Source organism: Prosthecobacter sp. (genome assembly GCF_034366625.1).
Classification (GTDB): Bacteria; Verrucomicrobiota; Verrucomicrobiia; order Verrucomicrobiales; family Verrucomicrobiaceae; genus Prosthecobacter.
This window is the reverse complement of the sequence record NZ_JAXMIH010000008.1, coordinates 463441-482456: the sequence shown is the minus strand read 5'-3', so window position 1 is coordinate 482456 and position 19016 is coordinate 463441. Positions and strand designations below refer to the sequence as shown.

The 19016-nt window shown below is 59.3% G+C and carries 18 protein-coding genes and 2 tRNA genes; 11 read left to right on the top strand and 9 right to left on the bottom strand.

The features are described 5' to 3' along the window. Positions 1-178: 178 nt before the first annotated feature. From U1A53_RS10430 to U1A53_RS10420, 3 genes are read right to left on the bottom strand one after another with little or no spacing between them, the layout of a single operon-like run. Positions 179-1066 (bottom strand): hypothetical protein, encoded by an 888-nt coding sequence (locus U1A53_RS10430; RefSeq protein WP_322280670.1) that lies wholly within the window; start codon positions 1064-1066, stop codon positions 179-181. A gap of 4 nt (positions 1067-1070) precedes the next feature. Next, on the bottom strand, positions 1071-1601 hold the full coding sequence (locus U1A53_RS10425) for a JAB domain-containing protein (RefSeq protein WP_322280668.1): 531 nt from the start codon (positions 1599-1601) through the stop codon (positions 1071-1073). A gap of 20 nt (positions 1602-1621) precedes the next feature. Beyond that, on the bottom strand, positions 1622-3046 hold the full coding sequence (locus U1A53_RS10420; protein WP_322280666.1) for a tyrosine-type recombinase/integrase: 1425 nt from the start codon (positions 3044-3046) through the stop codon (positions 1622-1624). Positions 3047-3254: 208 nt separating this feature from the next. On the opposite strand from U1A53_RS10420, the gene U1A53_RS10415 reads away from it, so the two are divergent. The 3 genes from U1A53_RS10415 to U1A53_RS10405 all read left to right on the top strand — a co-directional run bounded on the left by U1A53_RS10415 (position 3255) and on the right by U1A53_RS10405 (position 4910). Then, positions 3255-4193, top strand: a complete 939-nt coding sequence (locus U1A53_RS10415) for a hypothetical protein (RefSeq protein WP_322280665.1) — start codon at positions 3255-3257, stop codon at positions 4191-4193. A 126-nt stretch (positions 4194-4319) separates the two neighbouring features. After that, entirely contained in the window at positions 4320-4601 is a 282-nt protein-coding gene (locus U1A53_RS10410; protein ID WP_322280664.1) for a type II toxin-antitoxin system RelE/ParE family toxin, read from the top strand. A gap of 12 nt (positions 4602-4613) precedes the next feature. Next, positions 4614-4910 carry a HigA family addiction module antitoxin gene (locus U1A53_RS10405; protein ID WP_322280663.1) on the top strand — a complete coding sequence of 99 codons (297 nt, stop codon included), beginning with the start codon at positions 4614-4616 and terminating at the stop codon, positions 4908-4910. Between the two features lie 11 nt (positions 4911-4921). Here the strand turns inward: U1A53_RS10405 and U1A53_RS10400 are convergent. Together U1A53_RS10400 and U1A53_RS10395 are read right to left on the bottom strand one after the other, a co-directional pair. Continuing rightward, positions 4922-4997: transfer RNA gene (locus U1A53_RS10400), tRNA-Arg, on the bottom strand. Between the two features lie 54 nt (positions 4998-5051). Continuing rightward, entirely contained in the window at positions 5052-5795 is a 744-nt protein-coding gene (locus tag U1A53_RS10395; protein WP_322280661.1) for an HAD family hydrolase, read from the bottom strand. 104 nt (positions 5796-5899) lie between these two features. Here U1A53_RS10395 and ndk point away from each other — a divergent pair, with 104 nt between their 5' ends. The 4 genes from ndk (at position 5900) to U1A53_RS10375 (ending at position 9185) form a co-directional block, all read left to right on the top strand. Continuing rightward, positions 5900-6325 (top strand): nucleoside-diphosphate kinase, encoded by a 426-nt coding sequence (gene ndk, locus U1A53_RS10390; RefSeq protein ID WP_322280660.1) that lies wholly within the window; start codon positions 5900-5902, stop codon positions 6323-6325. A gap of 43 nt (positions 6326-6368) precedes the next feature. Continuing rightward, positions 6369-6453: transfer RNA gene (locus tag U1A53_RS10385), tRNA-Leu, on the top strand. A gap of 433 nt (positions 6454-6886) precedes the next feature. Continuing rightward, positions 6887-8521, top strand: coding sequence for a right-handed parallel beta-helix repeat-containing protein (locus U1A53_RS10380; protein WP_322280659.1), 1635 nt, complete (start codon positions 6887-6889; stop codon positions 8519-8521). 55 nt (positions 8522-8576) lie between these two features. Continuing rightward, positions 8577-9185, top strand: coding sequence for a hypothetical protein (locus U1A53_RS10375; RefSeq protein WP_322280658.1), 609 nt, complete (start codon positions 8577-8579; stop codon positions 9183-9185). On the opposite strand, the gene U1A53_RS10370 is transcribed toward U1A53_RS10375, so the two are convergent. Further along, on the bottom strand, positions 9186-10838 hold the full coding sequence (locus tag U1A53_RS10370; protein ID WP_322280656.1) for a CocE/NonD family hydrolase: 1653 nt from the start codon (positions 10836-10838) through the stop codon (positions 9186-9188). A gap of 103 nt (positions 10839-10941) precedes the next feature. Here U1A53_RS10370 and U1A53_RS10365 point away from each other — a divergent pair, with 103 nt between their 5' ends. After that, a complete protein-coding gene (locus U1A53_RS10365) occupies positions 10942-12567 on the top strand; it encodes a hypothetical protein (protein ID WP_322280654.1) in 1626 nt (541 codons plus the stop codon). Between the two features lies 1 nt (position 12568). On the opposite strand, the gene U1A53_RS10360 is transcribed toward U1A53_RS10365, so the two are convergent. Then, entirely contained in the window at positions 12569-13981 is a 1413-nt protein-coding gene (locus tag U1A53_RS10360) for a hypothetical protein (protein ID WP_322280653.1), read from the bottom strand. 89 nt (positions 13982-14070) lie between these two features. Here U1A53_RS10360 and U1A53_RS10355 point away from each other — a divergent pair, with 89 nt between their 5' ends. Then, on the top strand, positions 14071-15255 hold the full coding sequence (locus U1A53_RS10355; RefSeq protein WP_322280650.1) for a Gfo/Idh/MocA family oxidoreductase: 1185 nt from the start codon (positions 14071-14073) through the stop codon (positions 15253-15255). A 94-nt stretch (positions 15256-15349) separates the two neighbouring features. Here the strand turns inward: U1A53_RS10355 and U1A53_RS10350 are convergent, their stop codons facing one another. Beyond that, positions 15350-16636, bottom strand: coding sequence for a Gfo/Idh/MocA family oxidoreductase (locus tag U1A53_RS10350; RefSeq protein ID WP_322280649.1), 1287 nt, complete (start codon positions 16634-16636; stop codon positions 15350-15352). Between the two features lie 6 nt (positions 16637-16642). On the opposite strand from U1A53_RS10350, the gene U1A53_RS10345 reads away from it, so the two are divergent. Together U1A53_RS10345 and U1A53_RS10340 are read left to right on the top strand one after the other, a co-directional pair. Further along, positions 16643-17047, top strand: coding sequence for a hypothetical protein (locus tag U1A53_RS10345; protein ID WP_322280647.1), 405 nt, complete (start codon positions 16643-16645; stop codon positions 17045-17047). Beyond that, positions 17016-17558 carry a hypothetical protein gene (locus tag U1A53_RS10340; RefSeq protein ID WP_322280645.1) on the top strand — a complete coding sequence of 181 codons (543 nt, stop codon included), beginning with the start codon at positions 17016-17018 and terminating at the stop codon, positions 17556-17558. Before U1A53_RS10345 ends, U1A53_RS10340 begins: the two co-directional genes overlap by 32 nt. Before the next feature lie 182 nt (positions 17559-17740). Here the strand turns inward: U1A53_RS10340 and U1A53_RS10335 are convergent, their stop codons facing one another. Next, the gene (locus tag U1A53_RS10335; protein WP_322280643.1) at positions 17741-19015 is read right to left on the bottom strand and encodes a DUF1552 domain-containing protein; all 1275 of its coding nucleotides are present in this window, start codon (positions 19013-19015) and stop codon (positions 17741-17743) included. Between the last annotated feature and the right edge of the window lies 1 nt (position 19016).

Sequence of the window (19016 nt, the reverse complement as noted above, 5' to 3'; positions counted from 1 at the left end):
ATGTGACGGCAGAGATGGAGAGGCGTTCAGCGGCTTGCCGGTAGGACAAGCCGCGTGGTTTGGATGCGATAGGGGGCGGTGATGTTTGAGCGTCTTTCATGACGCTTGATGCATCCCCCAAACGCGTCCGCGCTGTAAGGGGACAAGGCCACGATTTCGGAGCCTCAAAAGGTGGGGTTCACGCCTTGACTTCCGGCATTTTTCCCTCTGGCAGCAGGAGCTTTGCCCACTCGCGCCAAGCCTTGCGCAGTTTCTCTTTTGGACTTTTGCCACCAGCGTTCAGAAATTCGGAATACTCCCCGCCGGGTTTGAATGCCGGGTGGTTGTTCAAGTCTCCGCCCGCTGCATCCTCTAAAACCTTCCACGAAATGCACATCCACTTTTCCACTGTATCAGATGTGAAGGCAGGCAGGCGGATGATCTCCAATTCCAGCGGGTGAATCCATCCGTGCTCTTCATCTTGTAGAAACGTCCACTCGCTCCATTGACGGCGGCGGACATCCATCCAGCCCCAGAGCTTTTGCACCATCATGTTTTGCGGCGAACTCGCCCGCATTTTCCGGTTTCCCTGTCCACCCTTCATCAGCAACGGATGATAACGCCCCTGCTCATTCTCCACACACAGCCTTATCATTTCGGCATGGCATTCCGGCATCAAGGAAATCAAGCCGGGCATGTCCGGTGATGCCCATGCTTTGCGCTTCACTGCGGGAAACTTTGCTCTCAGCATGTCCACAAAACGCAGCGTGAGAAATCGCGTGCTGTCGAAGAAATAGCGCTGACTCACTTCATCGCCATTCATGGCGCTTAGAAAGAGCCATTGCGCCAAGTGCTCTATTGCAGAGGCAACCCATGCACCTCTGATTTTATCCATCCTCTCTCGCGTCGATTTGAGCATCATGAAATCCGTTTCAATCACCTGCTTCATCAGGTCATCCAAAGACTGCGGTTTCGGAAAATTCGTGGCATCACCGGGAAGCCAGAATTTTTGATAGCGGAAGAATGGATTTTCACCGGCCCGCTTTTTCCTATCCGGCTTCTTTGGCGTTGGCGGCTTGGCTTTCATGGCGTCATCCCTTCACCTTTTCTTTGTTGGAGATTCGATGCTTCAACTTCACTGACACAGTGACAGCACCGCCAATCAATCCGTGCTCCCTGAAAGAGAAATATTCCCCGGTGCCATCGCCAACAATGATGTGATCCATCAACTCAACGCCCATCGTCTCGCCTGCCTCTCTCACGCGGCGAGTGAGGCGGCGGTCAGTGTCGCTTGGCGTGACACAGCCAGAAGGATGATTGTGCATCAGGATGAACGAGTAGGCGGCACAAATGATCAAGGGCCGCATCACCTCACGCGGCCCGCAGTATGCCCCGTTCAAGTCACCCATCGAAACGAGATGCCATCCTTTCGCGTTTAGCTTTATGTCCAGCGCCACAACAACAACGTGCTCTTTGTCGGCATGGATGAAGGGGCTTGGCGCTATCACATCTCGCCAATAAGCCGCGTAGCTCGCCGGTTTGTCCGGCACTGCGACAGGTGGGCATTCTGACACCTTCGCGATTTGGAAATGCCCAAGCATCGGCAATTTCACCGAAGGCATGCGTGCTGCTCTTGATTGCATCATGCTCTTTTGCGTTTGGTGTTCGCTGGCTTGGCCTGCTTCACAGGCACGGGAAAGGCTGTCACGTTGGAGACAGTCACAGGCGCGGAGAGAAGCCCGCCAAGCCCGACTGTGACGCGCTGTTTCTTGTCCAGATAGTGCGCACTCGTTATGCCGATGTCCGCATGGCGGAGAAAGCGCGAGGCGGCAAAGATGCCGTGCTTGTCCGCCACCATTGAACCGGCCTCCTTCCGCAGCTCGTGCAACGCCTTCTTGGCCGTGATGCCCTTGGCCTTCAACCAAGCCGCCAGCGCGTCAAAGGTGCGCTTGGCGCGGTAGTGGTAATGCAGCACGTTCGCCAGCGGTGCCACGGCTGAACGCAGCACAAAGACGCCATCCCCATCCAGCGCACGCCAGCCGCGAAGCATCGCCACAACCTCCGCGTCCAGTTCAATGCTGCCCTTGCTGGCCTCGCACTTTGCTTGGAAGTGCTCATGATCTTCGATGCGCAGCAGTCCCGCCGCGAAGTCCACCGAATCCCATCGCAGCTTGTCTGCCTCATTCTTCCGCAGGCCCGCGAACATCAGCAGCACGAAGGCTTTCCACGCTTCCACGTTCGCAGGCACGCCGCCAAGCTCGGTGCGTGCTGCTTCGATCAATGCGGGCGTGTCGATTTTCGATTCATAGCGCATCGAAGCCCGCTCAAAGAACTCGACACCGGCAAAGGGATTCGGCGGCAGCACCAGCGCACCGTTCAGGAACTTGAGCACCTTGGACGAAAACAGAGACTTGGCTTTCCTCAGCGTGCTGTTGATCGTGGTTTTCGTGGCCCGCTGCATGGCCGGATTTCCGCCCGCATCTTTGAGCCGCGCCAGCCGCCAGCCTTGAATGCTCTCCGGCGTGAGGATGGACAGCGGCAGAGCGTCCACTTTCTCGCGCCACTTGTCCGCACCGCCTGAACGGCCATCCCATTTCGCCGCGTCATCACGAGGCAGGCCCGCCACATCCGCCGCGAGACGCCGCAAGCACTTGGAATACTCCCACACGGTCAAAGGCCGCGCTGCCGACACCGCCCGCACGGCTTCCACGAACTCGCCCACGCTCGCCGCCTTTGGAGTCAGCACGGCCTTGGGCTTCCATTGCAGCAGCACCGCATCCCATCCCTCGCCTACAAGCTGGCGGTAGATGTCCGCCGCTTTCTGTGCCGCTGCCGCCTGATTCGGCGTGCGCAGATTGAGCGTTTCCCGCCGTCCAGCATGCGCCAGCTTCATGCACCAATCCGCCACCTCCCGGCGCTCGTCTCCACGCATGTAAGCACTGCGGAAAAGCCGTGTGCGCCAGTAGCGGGAATCCGTTTTGCCGAATCCGTGGCCTCTGGCGGCCTTCTCTGCGGAGTGTCCAAGCACAGCCTGCTTGGACACTTCTTGGACACTTTTTGCGTTCATGGCAGGCGGTGGTTTGATGATCCTTGATAACGTGAATGACGCTGGAAGCCTTGATTTATCAAGGATTGGCGCTCTCAGACGCTATCATGCCTCATCAGGTAAAATCAGGCAAGGGGAGAACTCATAATCCCTTGGTTGCGGGTTCGAATCCCACCGGGAGCACTTTTTGCGCCTGACTGCCTAAAGCCCTCTTGCGGGCCGCTGTCCTATGAAAACAAGTGTGGCACCAACTCAACTGGAACAATCCGAGACGGCCCATGGTACTTGGAAGCCCGAACTGGGAAAAGTAGTCGGAGGCGCTGTGGATGGAAGTTTCTTAAACTCATACTCATCACCCAAGTGCCGGATGTTGCTTATGAGCCACGCCATGCGAGTCCCAGATTGCGAGGGGCATCTCAAAGAATCAAAGTCAGTTCATGATATCACCAGCAGAGATATTAAGATCGGTTTGAGCGAGATGGAGCATGTCCTCATGGACTTGAAACAAGTGGCATATTTTCATCCTGATGATGGAGTGGCTCAATTTGCACAGGTCGTGCTGGCAGATGTTGCAGCTCTGGTTCTGCGAACGTGGCCTGCTGATGCCGCGAAATCAGTGCAGCCCACTTTTGACAACCTTTATGTCATGAAGGGTGGTGCGTTCAGGCTTCGTTGGGACAGGCAGCACAAAACCGGCCGTCGCAAACCTGGAGATCGTAAACGCGATTTTCTTTATTGGCTACTCTTCTACAGAGTGTGGCCACTTTACCAAACATGTTCGCATGATGTTCTTGAAGATGTCTGCGGTCTTCGATCCGTCGATTTTAACGACGTCCACCGCTCGCTTTACGACGCGGACGTTGTCCGCAATCTTCGTGCATTTTACCAGTCTGTCCCGAACTTGATCTCTGACTGTCAAAAGAGTCCGAAGGATGCCTTTTCCCTAAAGTGGAGATCACTTCTGCTTCATTTCGATTTATTTTGGAAAACGGTCATTGATCCCTGCATCTTCGAAGGACAGCCATCGGTTTGGGAGGAAACAACCAAAGGCGCCTTCAACGGCTCAAAAGCGCCATCCAAACATCGTCCACAACTCAAACGACTCCTTCTTGAAATGTTAAGGGGCAGCATTCCAGACATCGTGGTGAAAACTTCCGTGGATAGCTAGCCAACTAAAGCAGGTCAGAACCCTGACTTTGAGTCTTGGCTGTGCGTCATGTGGCTCATGAGCACAAAGGCTACTTCACACTTGCCACCCTTAACGCCTCCCGTTAACATGGGAGCACCACGATGCATGATCCGTTCCTTTGCCTGCGACGATACCGCCCGGCTGTTCCGGCTGGAGAAAGTCCGTGCTTTTCCGCCGGACATCCAGCGCACTGCTCTGCGGAAACTCGCCCAGCTTCATGCCGTCACGGAGCTGCTCCAACTTCGCGTTCCGCCTGGCAACCGGCTGGAAGCCCTCAAGGGCGACCGCAAAGGACAGCACTCCATCCGCATCAACGATCAGTGGCGTGTCTGCTTCCACTGGGAGTCGGACGGGCCGCACGATGTTGAAATCGTGGACTACCATTGACCACCAGACGCCATGAAGAAACACGCCCCCATCCATCCCGGTGAAGTGCTCCGCGAGGATTTCCTCGTGCCTCTTGGCCTGTCCGAATACCGCCTTGCGAATGACATTGGTGTTCCGCCCCGCCGCATCAATGAGATCGTGAAGGGCAGACGTGCCATCACCGCCGACACTGCCCTGCGGCTTTCCCGTTATTTCCAGTGGCCTGCGGAAGTCTGGCTCAATCTGCAAACCAGCTATGACCGCCAGGTGACCGAGGCTGAGATGCGCCCCGTGCTGGAGCGGATCAAACCCTGCGCAAAGGCCGCTTGATCCACTTTAGATGGCGCACCCGGCAGGGATCGAACCTGCGACCAGCCGATTAGAAATCGGCTGCTCTATCCACTGAGCTACGGGTGCCTCACGAAACGTGCGCGATCATAAATCCGTCTGCGGCATGAGCAAGGGCGCAGATCACTCGGGATGCAGACCGAACATTTGCAGCACGACGCGGAACATGTCGCCGAACTTCGTGCGATACGGCCGTGCGGGATGCAGAATGGCCCAATCGCGGAGTCGGCCGATCTCCGCGAGGCTTTTCGACGGGTGGATGAGCACGGCGAAGCCGGCGTATTCGAGCAACGGGAGGTCGGCGGCGCTGTCGGAGTAGCTCCAGCAGGTGGAGCGCTCCTTTTCGGTCAGCTCGGCAACGCCGGGCACTCCTTCCTCCATCGCGACGATCTTGGCCTCGTGCTTGTTGTTGCCAGTGACGAGCCGGGGCATGCCGGGAAATTTCGCGCCTATCTCAAACTGCGTGGCGACGCAGTAATCGAAGCCGAGGGCATGGGCGATCTCGTGAGCGTAAAAGTCCGGGCTGGCGGTGTTCAGCACCAAAACGCGGTGCTGGTGCTTGTGGCGGAGGATTTCCGCCCGGAGATCGGGGTAGGCCCATTTCGGCACGCAGACCTCGGCAAACTCATGCGCGTACTTCGCCAACCGGTCGCGCGGCATGCCGCGCAGGTAGCTCAAGAAGGCACGTTTGGCTGTGGCGGTGCTGGCGAGGCCGCAGGCGCGTGCCAGGGCCACGGGAACGAACAGCCCGTGCAGAAAAACACGCCACGGCTCGCGTCGGAGCACGAAATTGCAGAACAACGCCTGCGTGTCGAAGGGCAGCAGGGTGTGGTCGAGGTCGAAGAAGGCGAACGAGCGGGCGGGCATGCGCGGCGGAGCCTAGCGCCGCGTTTCCATCTGGCAAAAGATTCCCAGCCTTGACGGATGCAGGGGCGGACGGCAGTGTGCGCGCCCTTTCCCCCAAAGTCCCCATGGCCCAAGAAACCACCCTCATCCTGCTCAAACCCGACTGCGTCGAACGCGGCATCAATGGCGAAGTCCTCAAGCGTTTCGAAGACGAAGGCTTCCGCATCCGTGGCTGCAAGATGATCCAGCTCACCGACGCGCTGCTCAAGGAGCACTACGCCCACATCGCCGACCGTCCGTTCTTTCCCACCGTCGCCGAATTCATGAAAAGCAAGCCGGTGATCGCCATCGTCCTTGGTGGCGAAAACGTGATCGCCCATGTGCGCGACCTCCTCGGCCCCACCGACTCCAAAGCAGCGCCGGCAGGCACCATCCGCGGCGATTTCGGCACGGACAAGATGACCAACGTCGTCCACGCCTCCGACTCCCCTGAGGCCGCCGCTCTCGAAATCGAGCGGTTCTTCCATCACGGCGAGATTTTCAGCTATTGAGGTGGCTCATCGTTCCGCTACACTCGCGGCGATCTTCCCCCATGCCGATGTGGTGAAATGGTAAACACAGCAGACTTAAAATCTGCTGGGAGGCAACTCCCTTGCCGGTTCGAGTCCGGCCATCGGCACTTTGATCATCAATGGTTGATGACGTCATGCGGGCGATGGCCAGCAAATCCACGTGATCAACATCCCCCAAGATGGCATCCAACCTGACACTGGATTTGGTGCCGTGATGCCGCTTTTGAAGTGGTTAAACATCGACGATTCCTTCCTCCCACTGACCATCGCCCTCAATGACTGGCCGCCAAGTTGAACCGTTGCGAGAGAAACATTGAAGGCCGTTGGAAGCAACCTCCGCACAAAAAGAAGAAGAGCTTGGGTTTGCGAAACTTGCTTCAACGAGCTGCTCTGGTTGTCGCCTTGGTGCGCTCGCCATTGCCTGCACTGTTTTGAAATGCAACTCCACCAGCAAACCATGTGTCTTGGGTTGAGAACTGTGGCGCATTTCGCACACTATTTGTCGTGGATATCAGGGTGTGGCATTCGTTACACTGCCGCATGAAGATTTTCTCCGGTTTGCTTCCCCTTCTTCTCATCTCGAATGCTGGCTTCGCCGATGATTCGACCAAAATTGCCGATTTGCTGGCCAAAGGCGGCACGGTGACGATTCCGGCGGGCGATTACCAACTTGAGGGCGTCAAGCCGCTGCCGCTGGCCTCAAACATGACCGTCTTTGCGCATGGGGCACGGTTCATTCTGCCAAAGGCGCTGCCGGACAAAGCGCGGGCCGTGTTGTTCGCGGGCGAAAACATCACGCACTTCGCGTGGCATGGTGGGGAGTTCATCGGGCAGGTGTTTGATCCGGCACAGCAAGAAAACACCTGGGAGCCGAATGCGAACACGAAGGGCATCGAGATCACGACGACAAAACCCGGCGGCACGCATGACATCCTGTTTCGCGATGTGAAGTCGAGCGGCATTGCCGGGGCAGTGATTGGTGTGCATGGGCAGGCGGGGAAGAAAAGCGAGAGCGAGGTGATCACGTATGCGGAGCGTGTGGCAGTGGAAAGCTGCACGTTGCTACGCAGCGGCAAGTTCATGTGGGACTACGGCTACCTCTGGCAGATCATGACCTTCCCAGAGGCCTACGAGCCATGGGAGGTGGAGCGGGCGAGAAAGTATTTCCGCACCGATTTGATGCGAGAGGTAGCGATGCAAGACGGCGATGACCGCGTGAAGCTCGACAACACCGTCAAACCCATCGCCGTGAGCCAGAGCGACGAGCCGAAGGAAGCGCTGACGTTTCTTGGCACGAATTTGCCTAAAAACATCGTCCGTGGCCGCCAATACTTCGTCGTTGAGGCCACGCCCGAGTTCATCAAGATCGCCAATCAGCCGCAGGGCGCACCGATTCGATTTGAAGGCAGCAGCGGCGCGGAAGCGACGCTCGCACACAATATTTCTGCCACCTACCTGTCGGCGTATGCGCCCACCGGCAGCGGGCCGGGCAAAGGAGCCTTTGACATAGTGGCGGCACGCGATGTGCGCGTCACTGGCTGCCAGCTCAGTGCTATTGGAGACACGATGCACATTCAACGCTGCCAAAACATCGTCTTCGCGAACAACCACATCCTCGGCAGCCGCATGGGCGCGTTCTTCCTGGCCGAGTTCTGCCAGAACGCCACGATCACCGGCAATCTCGTCGATGGCACGAACGGCAGCCGTGTGGTGAGCGTCGAGAAGAGCTGCACCGATGTCACCATGACCGGCAACACCTTCCGCAACGGCGGACGCGGTGCGTGGATCAACCAGCCGGTCAATTTCATCATGACCGGCAATGTCTTCATCAACAACACGACCAAGAACGAAGCCGACATGCGCCGCGGCCGCATCGCCTACCGCACCGCGCAGCCCGGGCAGTTTCCGGAACTCTACTTCACGATCTACGAACCTGGAGCCACCTACGGTCCCGTCATCGTCCGCGACAACATCTTCATCCTCGGCAACTCCGCGCCCGACGAAGCCGTCACCTTCGCCCCGAACGGCCACGACCTGCAATTCACCGGCAACACATTTCAAACCAAACCGGTGAGCATCGTCGTCGATCCAAGCTGCACGAATGCGCATATCGAAGCCAACCAAGGTGCAAAAACGATCCGCAAGCCCGTGGATTTCAATCACGGACGGCGTTGATTCATCCATTCGTCCAGCCATCATGGCTCGGTACATTCTCGCTCTTCCCAATCTTATGACTCGTCGCTCCTGGTCCCACTGCCTCGCCTGGTTTCTCGCCCTTGTTCTTCTGGACACAAATTGTGTTCATGCAGACCAATTCGTTCTCTTCGATGTCACTTTCACCTTCACCAAGGCCGATGCCGACAACAGCACGCCAAGCAAATCGCACTACTACGTCAAAGGCGACCGGCTCAACGTCGAGCGCCCGAAGGATTGGACCGCGCCCGTCGATTACCGCAATGGCTCCGTGCATGTGCGTCTCGAAGTCCTCGACAAACCTGCCGGCAGCCAGCCCACGACATGGAGCGTGTGCTACATCCCGAACAAAGGCCAGAACCACGGCTATGGCTGCATCGGCACGGGTGCGTATTCAAAGACGGGCGTGATCGAGAAAGACCTCTCGATGACCACCTTCTGGCAGAACAACGACATCATCTGGAGCCAGGGCATCAAGGAGATGCACCTCGTGCTCAAGGACGACAAAAACCTCCACGCCAACAAGCGCCCTGATCCCGAGAAGTTCTTCCCGACGAAGGTGCGCATGACGCTGATCCAGGTGTCGAAAGGGGCGAAGTATGATCCGAAGCTTGTGCCCGCCCTTTCGAGCAGCACCAAGCCCTGACTACTTCACCGTCGGCAGGATCACGCGTGAGGCGTGTTTGGCGTCATGCCAGATGGTGTTGATCGCGGCGATGCCGGGTTCGGTGACGAAGTGGGTGATCGGACTGCCGGTCTGTGTGTTGGGCTCGAAATACGGCGCGCCGGTGCTGGCGATGGTGATGCGCACTTGGTGCCCTTGGTTGAAGATGATGCTCACCCAGCCGATGTCCCACGCGAGCTTCGTCAACTCGCCTGGCACGAGCAGTTTCTGATGATCGAAGCCCTCGTGATAGCGGGCACGCAGCGGGTAATCGACCAACAGGATGGAGCGGCCATCGGGATACACATCCGTCACGCGCAAGACGAAGTCGGTGTCCTTCGCCGTCGAGGACACGAAGACCTCGGCTTTGATGCGGCCGGTGACTTCGAGCGGCTCGGTCAGCACATCGCTCGTCCAAGTGCGCACCTCGGCCTGCTCTTCAAACGCGCGTGCATCCCTGGCTCCGGGGAAACCAATGGCGTTGAGAATCATCGGGCGTGTGGGATCGCTCGCATACGAAGTGCTGGCGCTTGGGGCGGAGGGCTTGCTGGGGGCCAGTTTGCCATCGGGTTGCAGGAACCAATCCGCTGCCGTGCTCGCAGGCGGGAAGTCTTTGGCCTCGCGCCAGACATTGCCAGGAGCACCGGCCTCACCGCACGCGCCCATGACGTAGTATTTCACCGGCGTGTCTTTCTCGATGCCGTTGTCCTCGCCTTTGAGGTAGTGATTGAACCACTTCGTCATGTGCGGATACACATCGAAGAAGGCGTTCTCCGGGAACACCAGTTCGCCGATCTTGTTCGACTTCGGATAGCCGCCGTGCAGCCAGGGGCCGATGATGAGCTGCTGCTGACCGCGTGAATTGGGGCCGCCTTTCTGGTTACGCCCGATGAAACTCGCCACACTGCCCTGGCACATGAAGTCAAACCAACTGCCGATGGTGAAGCAGGGGTAGTTCATCTTGTCGAAATGCAGCGAGGCGTCTTCGTCCTTCCAGAAGTCATCATAATCCGGGTGCTGGTCCCACTCGCGCAGCATCGCTTCGTTGTCCTTGATGTCGCGTGCCACCGCGCCGCCCTTGATGAAGCGCTGCGGCTTCGTCGCACCGCCGATGCGATAGCCTTCGTGATACAGGCTCAAACCGGTGTCCGTCATGTATTGCGCGACCAGATGCGGAGGCTGGGTCACCGCGAGATAGTTCTGCGCGTAGCCTGCCTGCGATCCGCCATAGGTTCCAATTTTGCCCGTACACCAGGGCTGCGCCGCGAGCCACTCGCACACGTCATAGCCATCACGCAGCTCACCCCATTGCAGTCCGCGGTAGCCGCGATACACGCCCTCGCTCAGATGCGTACCGCGGTAGTTCACCAGCGCGATGACGAAGCCGCCCTCGGCAAACTTGGCGGCTGCTTTGCGTGATCCAGCGCTAGAGATGTCGCCGTAGCGCTGCTCGAAAATCGCGGGCCACTTCTGGTTGCCCTTCGGAAAGAACACATAGGCCGACAGGCGCTTGCCATCACGCATCGGAATCATGATGTGCTCCTCGCGCACACTGCCAAAATCGAGCTTGGGGAGGTCGGCGGCGAGGATGGAGCCATGAACAGCAAGACACGATAAGAGCAGGAGAAAGCGCATGAGAGCGATACGGCGACGCAAGAGAATGCCTTGCTGCCGTTAACGATAACTTCGGCTTCATCATCGGTTGAAAGGATGAGCATCAAGGCACCGACTGCCATGGATGAAACGAAGAAACCTGCTCGTCACCCTTGCCGGCTTGCCTGCCGCCGCTTCTCTGCCGCTCAGTGGCGCAGCATCGCGCACCACGGGACGCGAATTAGACAATCCGTATGCCGAGGTGGACTGGGACACCTGGGAATGCCTGCATTCGATGTCCCATCAGCACCAGGGGCAGACCGATGCTTCGCGTAATGGCTTTTTGGAGATGGGCTACCGGCATCTCGCCTTCAGCAACTACTACCCCTCGGCTCCCACCTACCCGCTGCCCGCCGACTATCTGGCCAAGCATCCCGACGTGATCGCCGCGCCAAACGCGGAGCATCATTCGTTCCCCGATGCCGGGCTGCATTTCAACGCGCTCGGCAGCCTGCTGGCCACCGGTTACGGCAGCAGTGTCAGCGCCAAGGAATGCGCGATCTCGCCCATCGTGCATCGCTTTGAAAAGCTCGAAATCTTCAACACCGAACGGCCCTGGCTCGGTGTGTATCGGTTGGATGTGCGGCTCTCCGCATCCGAAGGCAAACCCACCGCTAGGCTGACGGTCGAAGGTGCTCATGAGTGTGGCTTCCGCGAAGGATTTAGTGACAAAGGCCCCATCCTCGAGCGGGAACTGCCACCGGGCAATCACACCCTCTACCTGCGCACCACCGCAGCGAGCATTGAAACCAAACTCGTGTTCGACACGGCCGCGCTCAGCGTCACCCAGTATCGCTTGATGCAAGGGGCCAACCGCCCGTGGCGCGATGTCTTCCGCGCTGCGCTCGATGGCGAAATGATCGATGGCAAACGCAGCGGCGGCCTGCTGCATGGCGAAGGTGGCGGCCTCACTCTGAATCATCCCACCGGCAAGCTGGCTGACTATGCGCCGATGCTCGACTTCGATCCGCGCGTGCTCGGCATTGAGGTGTGGAACCAGCTCACCTCTGGGTTCGGCTCCAGTCGCGGCTTCTACGATCACAGCGGTGAGCCGAACCTTCATTTCTACCAGCTCTGGGATGACATCCTGCGCACCGGCCGCCGCTGCTGGGGCTTTTTCGTCAAAGATCACAACACCTTCGGTCGCGGACGTAACGTGCTTCTCGTGCCGAAGCTCTCCGCGCTACCTCCAGCCGAGCGCGAGGCCGCCGCGCTATGTGCGTATCGCAAAGGAGCCTTCTTCGGCTCCGTCGCCTCGCTCGCAGCGAGTGAGAATGCCGAAGTCGTCACACCGTATGATCGCAGCGACTTACGCTTCAGCCGCATCATCACACATGACGACAAACTTCAAGTCACCGTCGCTGGTAACGATCCCGCCAAACGGCCCAACGTGCAGATTCGCTTCGTTACCGATCAAGGCATCGCCAGCATCGTGGATAGCGCTGAAGCCGAGTTCCCGCTGAAGCGTGACGCCAGCGGCCAACTCGTAGCTCAATTCGTCCGTGTGGAGGCCTTTGCGTATCCAGAAACGCATCTGCAAGGCGAACCCCTCACCGCCGAAAAACTACGTGGCATGAACGTCCACGACATCTCGCTCCTCCACGATCAGAAAGCCCTGCGCGGCCCAGCCTTTGCCAGCACCGACCCCGCGCTTCGCACACCGATTCCCATCGTGGACATGATCTTCTCCCAGCCGCTGCGGCGCGTGTGAGTCACCGCACTGTCTCCAGCATCTCCAACGCTCTCGCGGTGATCTTCACGGAGGCCTCGCGTTCGACGCGGTTGGTGCCGAGCCAAGTTTCGTAGCCGCCGAGGTCGTGGTGCCGGGGCGTGGGCAGGTAACCGTTGCTGCCATTGGCGAGTTCGATGGTGAAGGTGTCTGCAAAAGGGCTGCGGGCTTTGATTTCGAGACCGATCTCGGTGAAGACCTCGAAAGGGATGGACGCGATGCCGAGCTCGCCGATGCGGAAGGCCTGGATGACTGCCTGAATGGTGTCGGGCTTCGCATCGCGTGCGGCGAGTGTGCGCTCGGCGTAAGGCTTCTCCAGGCGGTGCGTGGCTTCCGCGTCTTTTGGTTTGGCGAGCACGCCTTCGGCCCACTGGATCATTTCGGGAGTCGGACGGCGCACGGCGAGTTCCAGATCGCTCGCGGCGGCTTTCAAAGGCACCCAGTCCTGATGCTTCAGCGTCTGGTGAACGCGCAGCACCTCCTGCGCGAGGTCGTTGGCGACGAGTTTGATCTTCTCATACGGCTCGCGCTTCACGGCGGGAGTTTTGCCGCTGTAGTCGTTGTTGTTCACGTCTCCGCAGGGACCATTCGCCAGGATGCCGACGCAGGGTGCGCCGACCTTTTCTTCGATGCGGCGACAGAACTCGCCGAAGTAATCCGCCGACAGATCCTCTTTGTTCACACCGCCGACGTAATGCAGCCAGTAGTTCGCCATGAGCGCGATCTGGCGTCCGTCTGTCGCTTGCACTGAGAGGCAATAGACCTCGGGATTTTTCGGTCCGGCAGGTCCAGCGAGTCGTGAGCGCAGCAGGCTGCTCGGATTCATCACCGCGCGATCTTTGCCGCCGAATGGGTTGTCGTTCGTGACGCCTTCTTTGAGCAGCCAGCGGCGATTGAAGACATGCTGCGGCACCTTGCCCGAGCCCCACGCGATTCGTGCAGGCTCCAGATTGTTCAGCGCGCGGCGTACGCCATCCGCGACGCGGGAGATGATGAAGCTGCGGTAATCGAGCGACGAATCCTTGTTCGTGATGGCCGAGACGCTGGAATGCGTGTGCGTGCCGGAGAACATCATGTTCGACACCGGGATGCCCGTGGCTGCCTCGACCTTTTTCTTCGCCTCGTCCCAGACATCACGCCCGAGCGAGATCGTGTCCGCCACGGCAAAGGCGAGCTTGGTGGTGCCATCATCAAGCACAAGGCAGCGCACATGCAGCTCATCATGCACATGCGCCGCGATGGGACGCGGCGCGAAGTTCCCAACGATCTCCATGCCCAGCGGCGGTGTGATGTTGCTGGTGGCCGCGCCTGCTTTGAAGACTTTTCCCTGCGCTGAAACAGCATGAGGCAGGCTGATAAGAGCGAAGCAGAGGATGAATGGCACGGCGATTTTCATGAGTGTTTCAAGAAACGCCGCCCGAGGACGATTTTCACCATTCAAGCTCCAGGCATGAACAGAGGAGCCCAATGCGTATCCCCTTCACCATGAAGACAACCACCCGACGCCAATTTCTCCTCGGCAGCACTGCTTGGGCCGCGACACATGCCTTGCGTGCCGCTGATGCACCGAAGCTCAAAGCGGCCATCATCGGCCACACCGGCGCGGGGGATTACGGCCATGGCATTGAGCGCATCTTTGCAGGACTGCCGAATGTGAGTGTCGTCGCCGTCGCTGATCCGAACGATGCCGGTCGCGCGAAAGCAAAAGCTGCCTGTGGCGCGGCGCGAGACTATGCCGACTACAGTGCGATGCTGGGCAAGGAAAAGCCGGACCTCGTCGCCATCGGCCCACGCTGGGCCACGGAACATCATGCGATGTCGATGGCGGCGCTGGAAGCCGGCGCGCATCTCTATTTGGAGAAGCCTTTCACCATCACGCTGGCAGAGGCGGATGACATCGTGCAACTCGCAAAGGGAAAACAGCGTCGCGTGGCGGTGGCGCATGTCACTCGCATGGCACCAGCCGTGCTGCGATTGGAGAAAGCGCTGCGAGAAGGACTCATCGGTGATGTGTTGGAGATTCACACCGTGGGCAAGATGGGTTCTCGCGCGGGCGGTCAGGACATGATGGTGCTCGGATTGCACGTCTTCGATCTCGCGAGGTTGTTCGGTGGCGAGGTGCAATGGTGTCAGGCGCGCATGAGGCATCAGGGCAAGGTGCCGACCATCGCCGATGCCAAGGAATCACCGTCGGACAAAGTCGGACCCGTGGTTGGCGACGACATCTTTGCGAGTTTCGCGATGGATTCAGGCGTGAATGTCACCTTTCGCAGTCGAGTCGGCTTGGAAAAGGCCGCAGGGCCGTTCGGCATGGAGATCATCGGCACGCGCGGCATCGTGCGTCTCAATTCAGGATTCGCGCCAGGCATCTCGTTGCTTAAGGAGCCCAATCGCGCGGCGACTACCCGTGCTGAGAACTGGCAGGACTGGACCGGTGGCGTCGATCCAGCCACTGAGACCACTTATGAAGGTCTCACCGGCTACGATGCCTCGCATCGCCGAGTGGTGCGCGATTGGTTGAACGCCATTGATGAAAAACGCGAACCGCTCGGCTCCGGTGAACGCGCCATGAAGGCCATCGAGATGGCTCATGGCGTCTTCCAGGCCGGCATCACGGGAGCGCGTGTGGAATTCCCGCTCGTTAAGCGCACGCATCCGCTGGTGGCGTGAGCGTTGTCAAAGCGGCTTCGCCGTCAAAGGCCAAGAGCGTCAAGAAGGGCAAAAAGCACGATACTTGACCAATCCTTGACCAGTTTGACGGTTTCTACCCGATCTTCGGCAACTCAAATCCCTTCCGGTGCTCGCGACCGATGAGCACATTCGCCGTCGCATCGTCGAAGGTCTCCGTCTTCGCGTCGAAGCGCAGCTTCTTGCCGGTGCGCCAGGCGATGTTGCCCGCGTGGCACATCACGGTGCTGATGTGGCCGGAGTAGATCTCTTGATTGAGCGACTCGCGCTTCCGGCTGCGCACCGCATCGAGGAAGTTCCGCACATGCGCCGTCTGGCCGACATCGCTGCTGCCTTCCTTCATGATCTTCCCGTCTGGGTCGTAGGCCTTCCAGGAAGTGTTCGTGAGTTGCAGCCAGCCGTTTTCGCCATAGATCACCGCGCCTTCGCCCGCGCCGAAGAGCTTCGACTTGGACCAGAGGCGCATCTCGTATTGGATGATGTGGCCGGGGTAGTCATACGTCACCATCTGCGTGTCCGGCCACTGCTGATCATCATCGAAGAAGAACTTCCCGCCGGAAGCGCTGATCGCCTCGGGGAATGTATCCAGCCCCATCACATAGCGGCAGTAGTCGATGCGATGCACGCCGTCGTTGCCGAGATCGCCCGTGCCGTAATCGAACATCCAGCGCCATGCACCTTCCACGATGGTCTGGTTGTAAACGCGCTCCGGCGATGGCCCCTGCCACAGGTTGTAGTCGATGCCCGGAGGCGGCGTGCCATCCGCCACCAGCTTCACCGCGCCTGACCGCCCGGTTTCCCACGCACGACCTGTGATCACCTTTCCGAGTGCGCCGCTCTTCACAAACTCACGCGCCTCATGCAGAAACTTCGCGCTGCGGATCTGCGTGCCCATCTGCACCATGCGATCCTTCTTGCGAGCTGCTGCCACCGCTACCTTGCCTTCCTGGATGTTGTGGCTCGCCGGCTTCTCGACATACACATCCTTCCCCGCCAGGCAGCCCTCGATGGTCAAAAGCGCATGCCAATGATCCGGCGTCGCCACCATGAAAGCATCAATCGACGGATCGCTCAGCAGCTCACGGTAGTCCTTCACCAGCTTCGGCATCTTCCCCGTCTTCGCCTTCACCTCCGCGCCGCGCTGCGAGAGCACCGCCTCGCGCACATCGCACAGATGCGTCACCTCGCAGTCCGGCTCGGCGATGAAGCTGTGCATCACCGAGTTCCCGCGTCCGCGAATGCCGATGCAGGCCACGGAGATCTTGTCATTTGGCGCTGCGATCACGGACGATGCGGCAGAAACTGCGGCAAACGCACCGGTGGATTTCAAAAAGGCACGTCGAGTGGGAAGTGAAGCGTTCATGGTCGGATGGTTTTGTTCAGCAAGCATTACGCTGACAGGAATCATGGGCTTGCCGCGCGGGGCAACGACTTTTCCGACAAGATCGCGGTCACTCTTGTTCGGTTCATTCAAATGGCGGGCGATTCGATGGTCTGGCCGCTTCTGCAACCGCCCTTGCTTGGTTGCCCTTCTTCGGTAATTTTCAGCATGCCACAAACCGACGAACAAACCCTTTCACTCTGGCGCGAGCAATGCCGCCGCCAGATGAAGCGCCCGCTCAGCGCCCGGCTGAAATATGGCTTCGTGCGGGTCAGCAACCGCGAGCACGTCAACCGCTCCTTCGCCACCATGGGCGAGTATCGGGCTTGGTGTGAGCAGCATCAGCCCTCCTATCTCGGCTATGGACGAGCCCAATCGACAGCCCAAGTTTGAACTCGCCCAGGCTCGAGAGTTGGCAGAGGCCCTCGCACAGCACGGTGCCGACTACCTCTTCCTGGGCAAGGCGGGTGCCATCCTGCTTGGCTATCCAGGCACCACCCTCGATCTGGACCTCTTTGCGCCGAAGGACGCCGACAACGCTCGTCGCTGCATCGCCGCCCTGCGCGAACTCGGCTTTCATCTCGACGAGGAGACTGAGAAGGCACTGCTAACCGGCAAAGACTTCGTGCAAATCAAAGACGGCCCTTTCGACGTGGACATCATTCATGCACCCGACGGCATCGAATCTTTCAGTGCCGCGAAATCCCGTCGCGTGATGGAAGACATCTTTCCCATCGCCAACCTGCGCGACATCATCGCCAGCAAGAAGGCATCGAATCGCCGCAAGGATCTCGTGGACATGGAGCTGCTAGAGGAGTTCGCCCGAGAATACGCGGCCATGAATGCAAAACCTTTGTCCTCCGCTTTCGATCAGGCAATGAAGCGCAGCGGTAGTGACGCATGATGCCCAATCACGTTTACCTCGCGCACCACGAGGCGGATGAACTCCATCAGACACTCTACGGTCTCGGCCAGTGCTTGCTGAAGATGTCCCTGCTGCCTCCCTTGCGACGATGCGATGGGCGAACTGCTCCGATAGGCTTGAGTGCTGGAGAAGGTACGATTTCCTGTTGTGTCGAGGACAGCTCACGCCAACCCCCTTAGCGGTGCCTTGCTGTCTGCGGTGCGCTCGATTTGCGCTCCTGCATTGCGCAGCATCGCCAGATGGAGATCAGCGAAGGCTTCGCCGCGGTAGCGTACATGGCGGCCGCCGCGGATCATGCCGTTGCCGCCGCCGGCGAGCAGCAGGGGCAGGTCGTCCCGATTGTGCAGCCGACCCCAGGTCAGGCCGCTGCCGTAAACGACCTGGCAGTGGTCGAGCACGGTGCCTTCGCCCTCGGGCAAAGCGGCGAGCTGCTGGAGCATGCGAACGAAGATTTCGACGTAGGCTTGATCGATGCGTTGCAGCTTGTCGAGCTTGTCGCGGCCTTCGGCGGTGCGTGGATCGAGATGGGCGAGGCCATGATGATGTTCACGGATGCCGATCTCATTCCAACTGGCGCGCCCCGGTTCATTGTTCAGCATGAAGGTGGAAACACGGGTCGTGTCGGTGCGCAGCGCGAGCACCAGCAGGTCGGTTAGCAGGTGGGTATGCTCCAGGTAGTCGGGCGGCACGCCTGATGGCAGTTTGATCTCGGGAGGGTTCTCCAATTGATGACGGGAGGCAAACTCGATCCGGCGTTCGATGGAGCGAACGGCTTCGAAGTATTCGTCGATCTTCTCCTTGTCGATGCCGCCCAACTGGCTGCTGAGCCGTTTCGCGTCCTCGCGCACGGCATCGAGAATGCTAGTGCGATACACATCGGCCTTGGGGTCGGCGAAGAGGCGGTTGTAGATGTCCTGCGGGTTGAATTCCTTGCCCATCGGCGATGCTGGGCCGCGCCAGGAGATGTTGGTCTCGTGCATGCTGCGGCTGTCAGAATCGCAGCCGAGTTCCAGCGATGGCAGTCGCGTGTCCTTGCCGACTTGATTGGCGATAAGCTGGTCCACCGAAATGTCGGTGCAGTAGCCGCCGCGATCCTTGTCATTCAGAGGCGCACTGCTGAGCCATGGGGCGGTGCCGAGAGGATGGCCGTTGGCGCCGACCTCGCCATGCCGCGCATTCAGGCCGCTCAAGACCAGCACATGCTGCCGCACGGGTGCGAGCGCGGCGAGCGTCTTGCCCGGCTGATAATCCGCGCCTTCGGTCTTTGGCAGCCATTCATCGTGATTCACACCGCCCGGCACAAACATGAAGACGGAGCGCAGGGGTGCCTCCTTCGCCGGGGCAGCCATGATCTCAAGCCATGGCAGCGCGAGCATGGAACCAGCGCCGCGCAGCAACGTGCGGCGGGAGAGAGTGCGTTTGCGAAGAATGTTCATG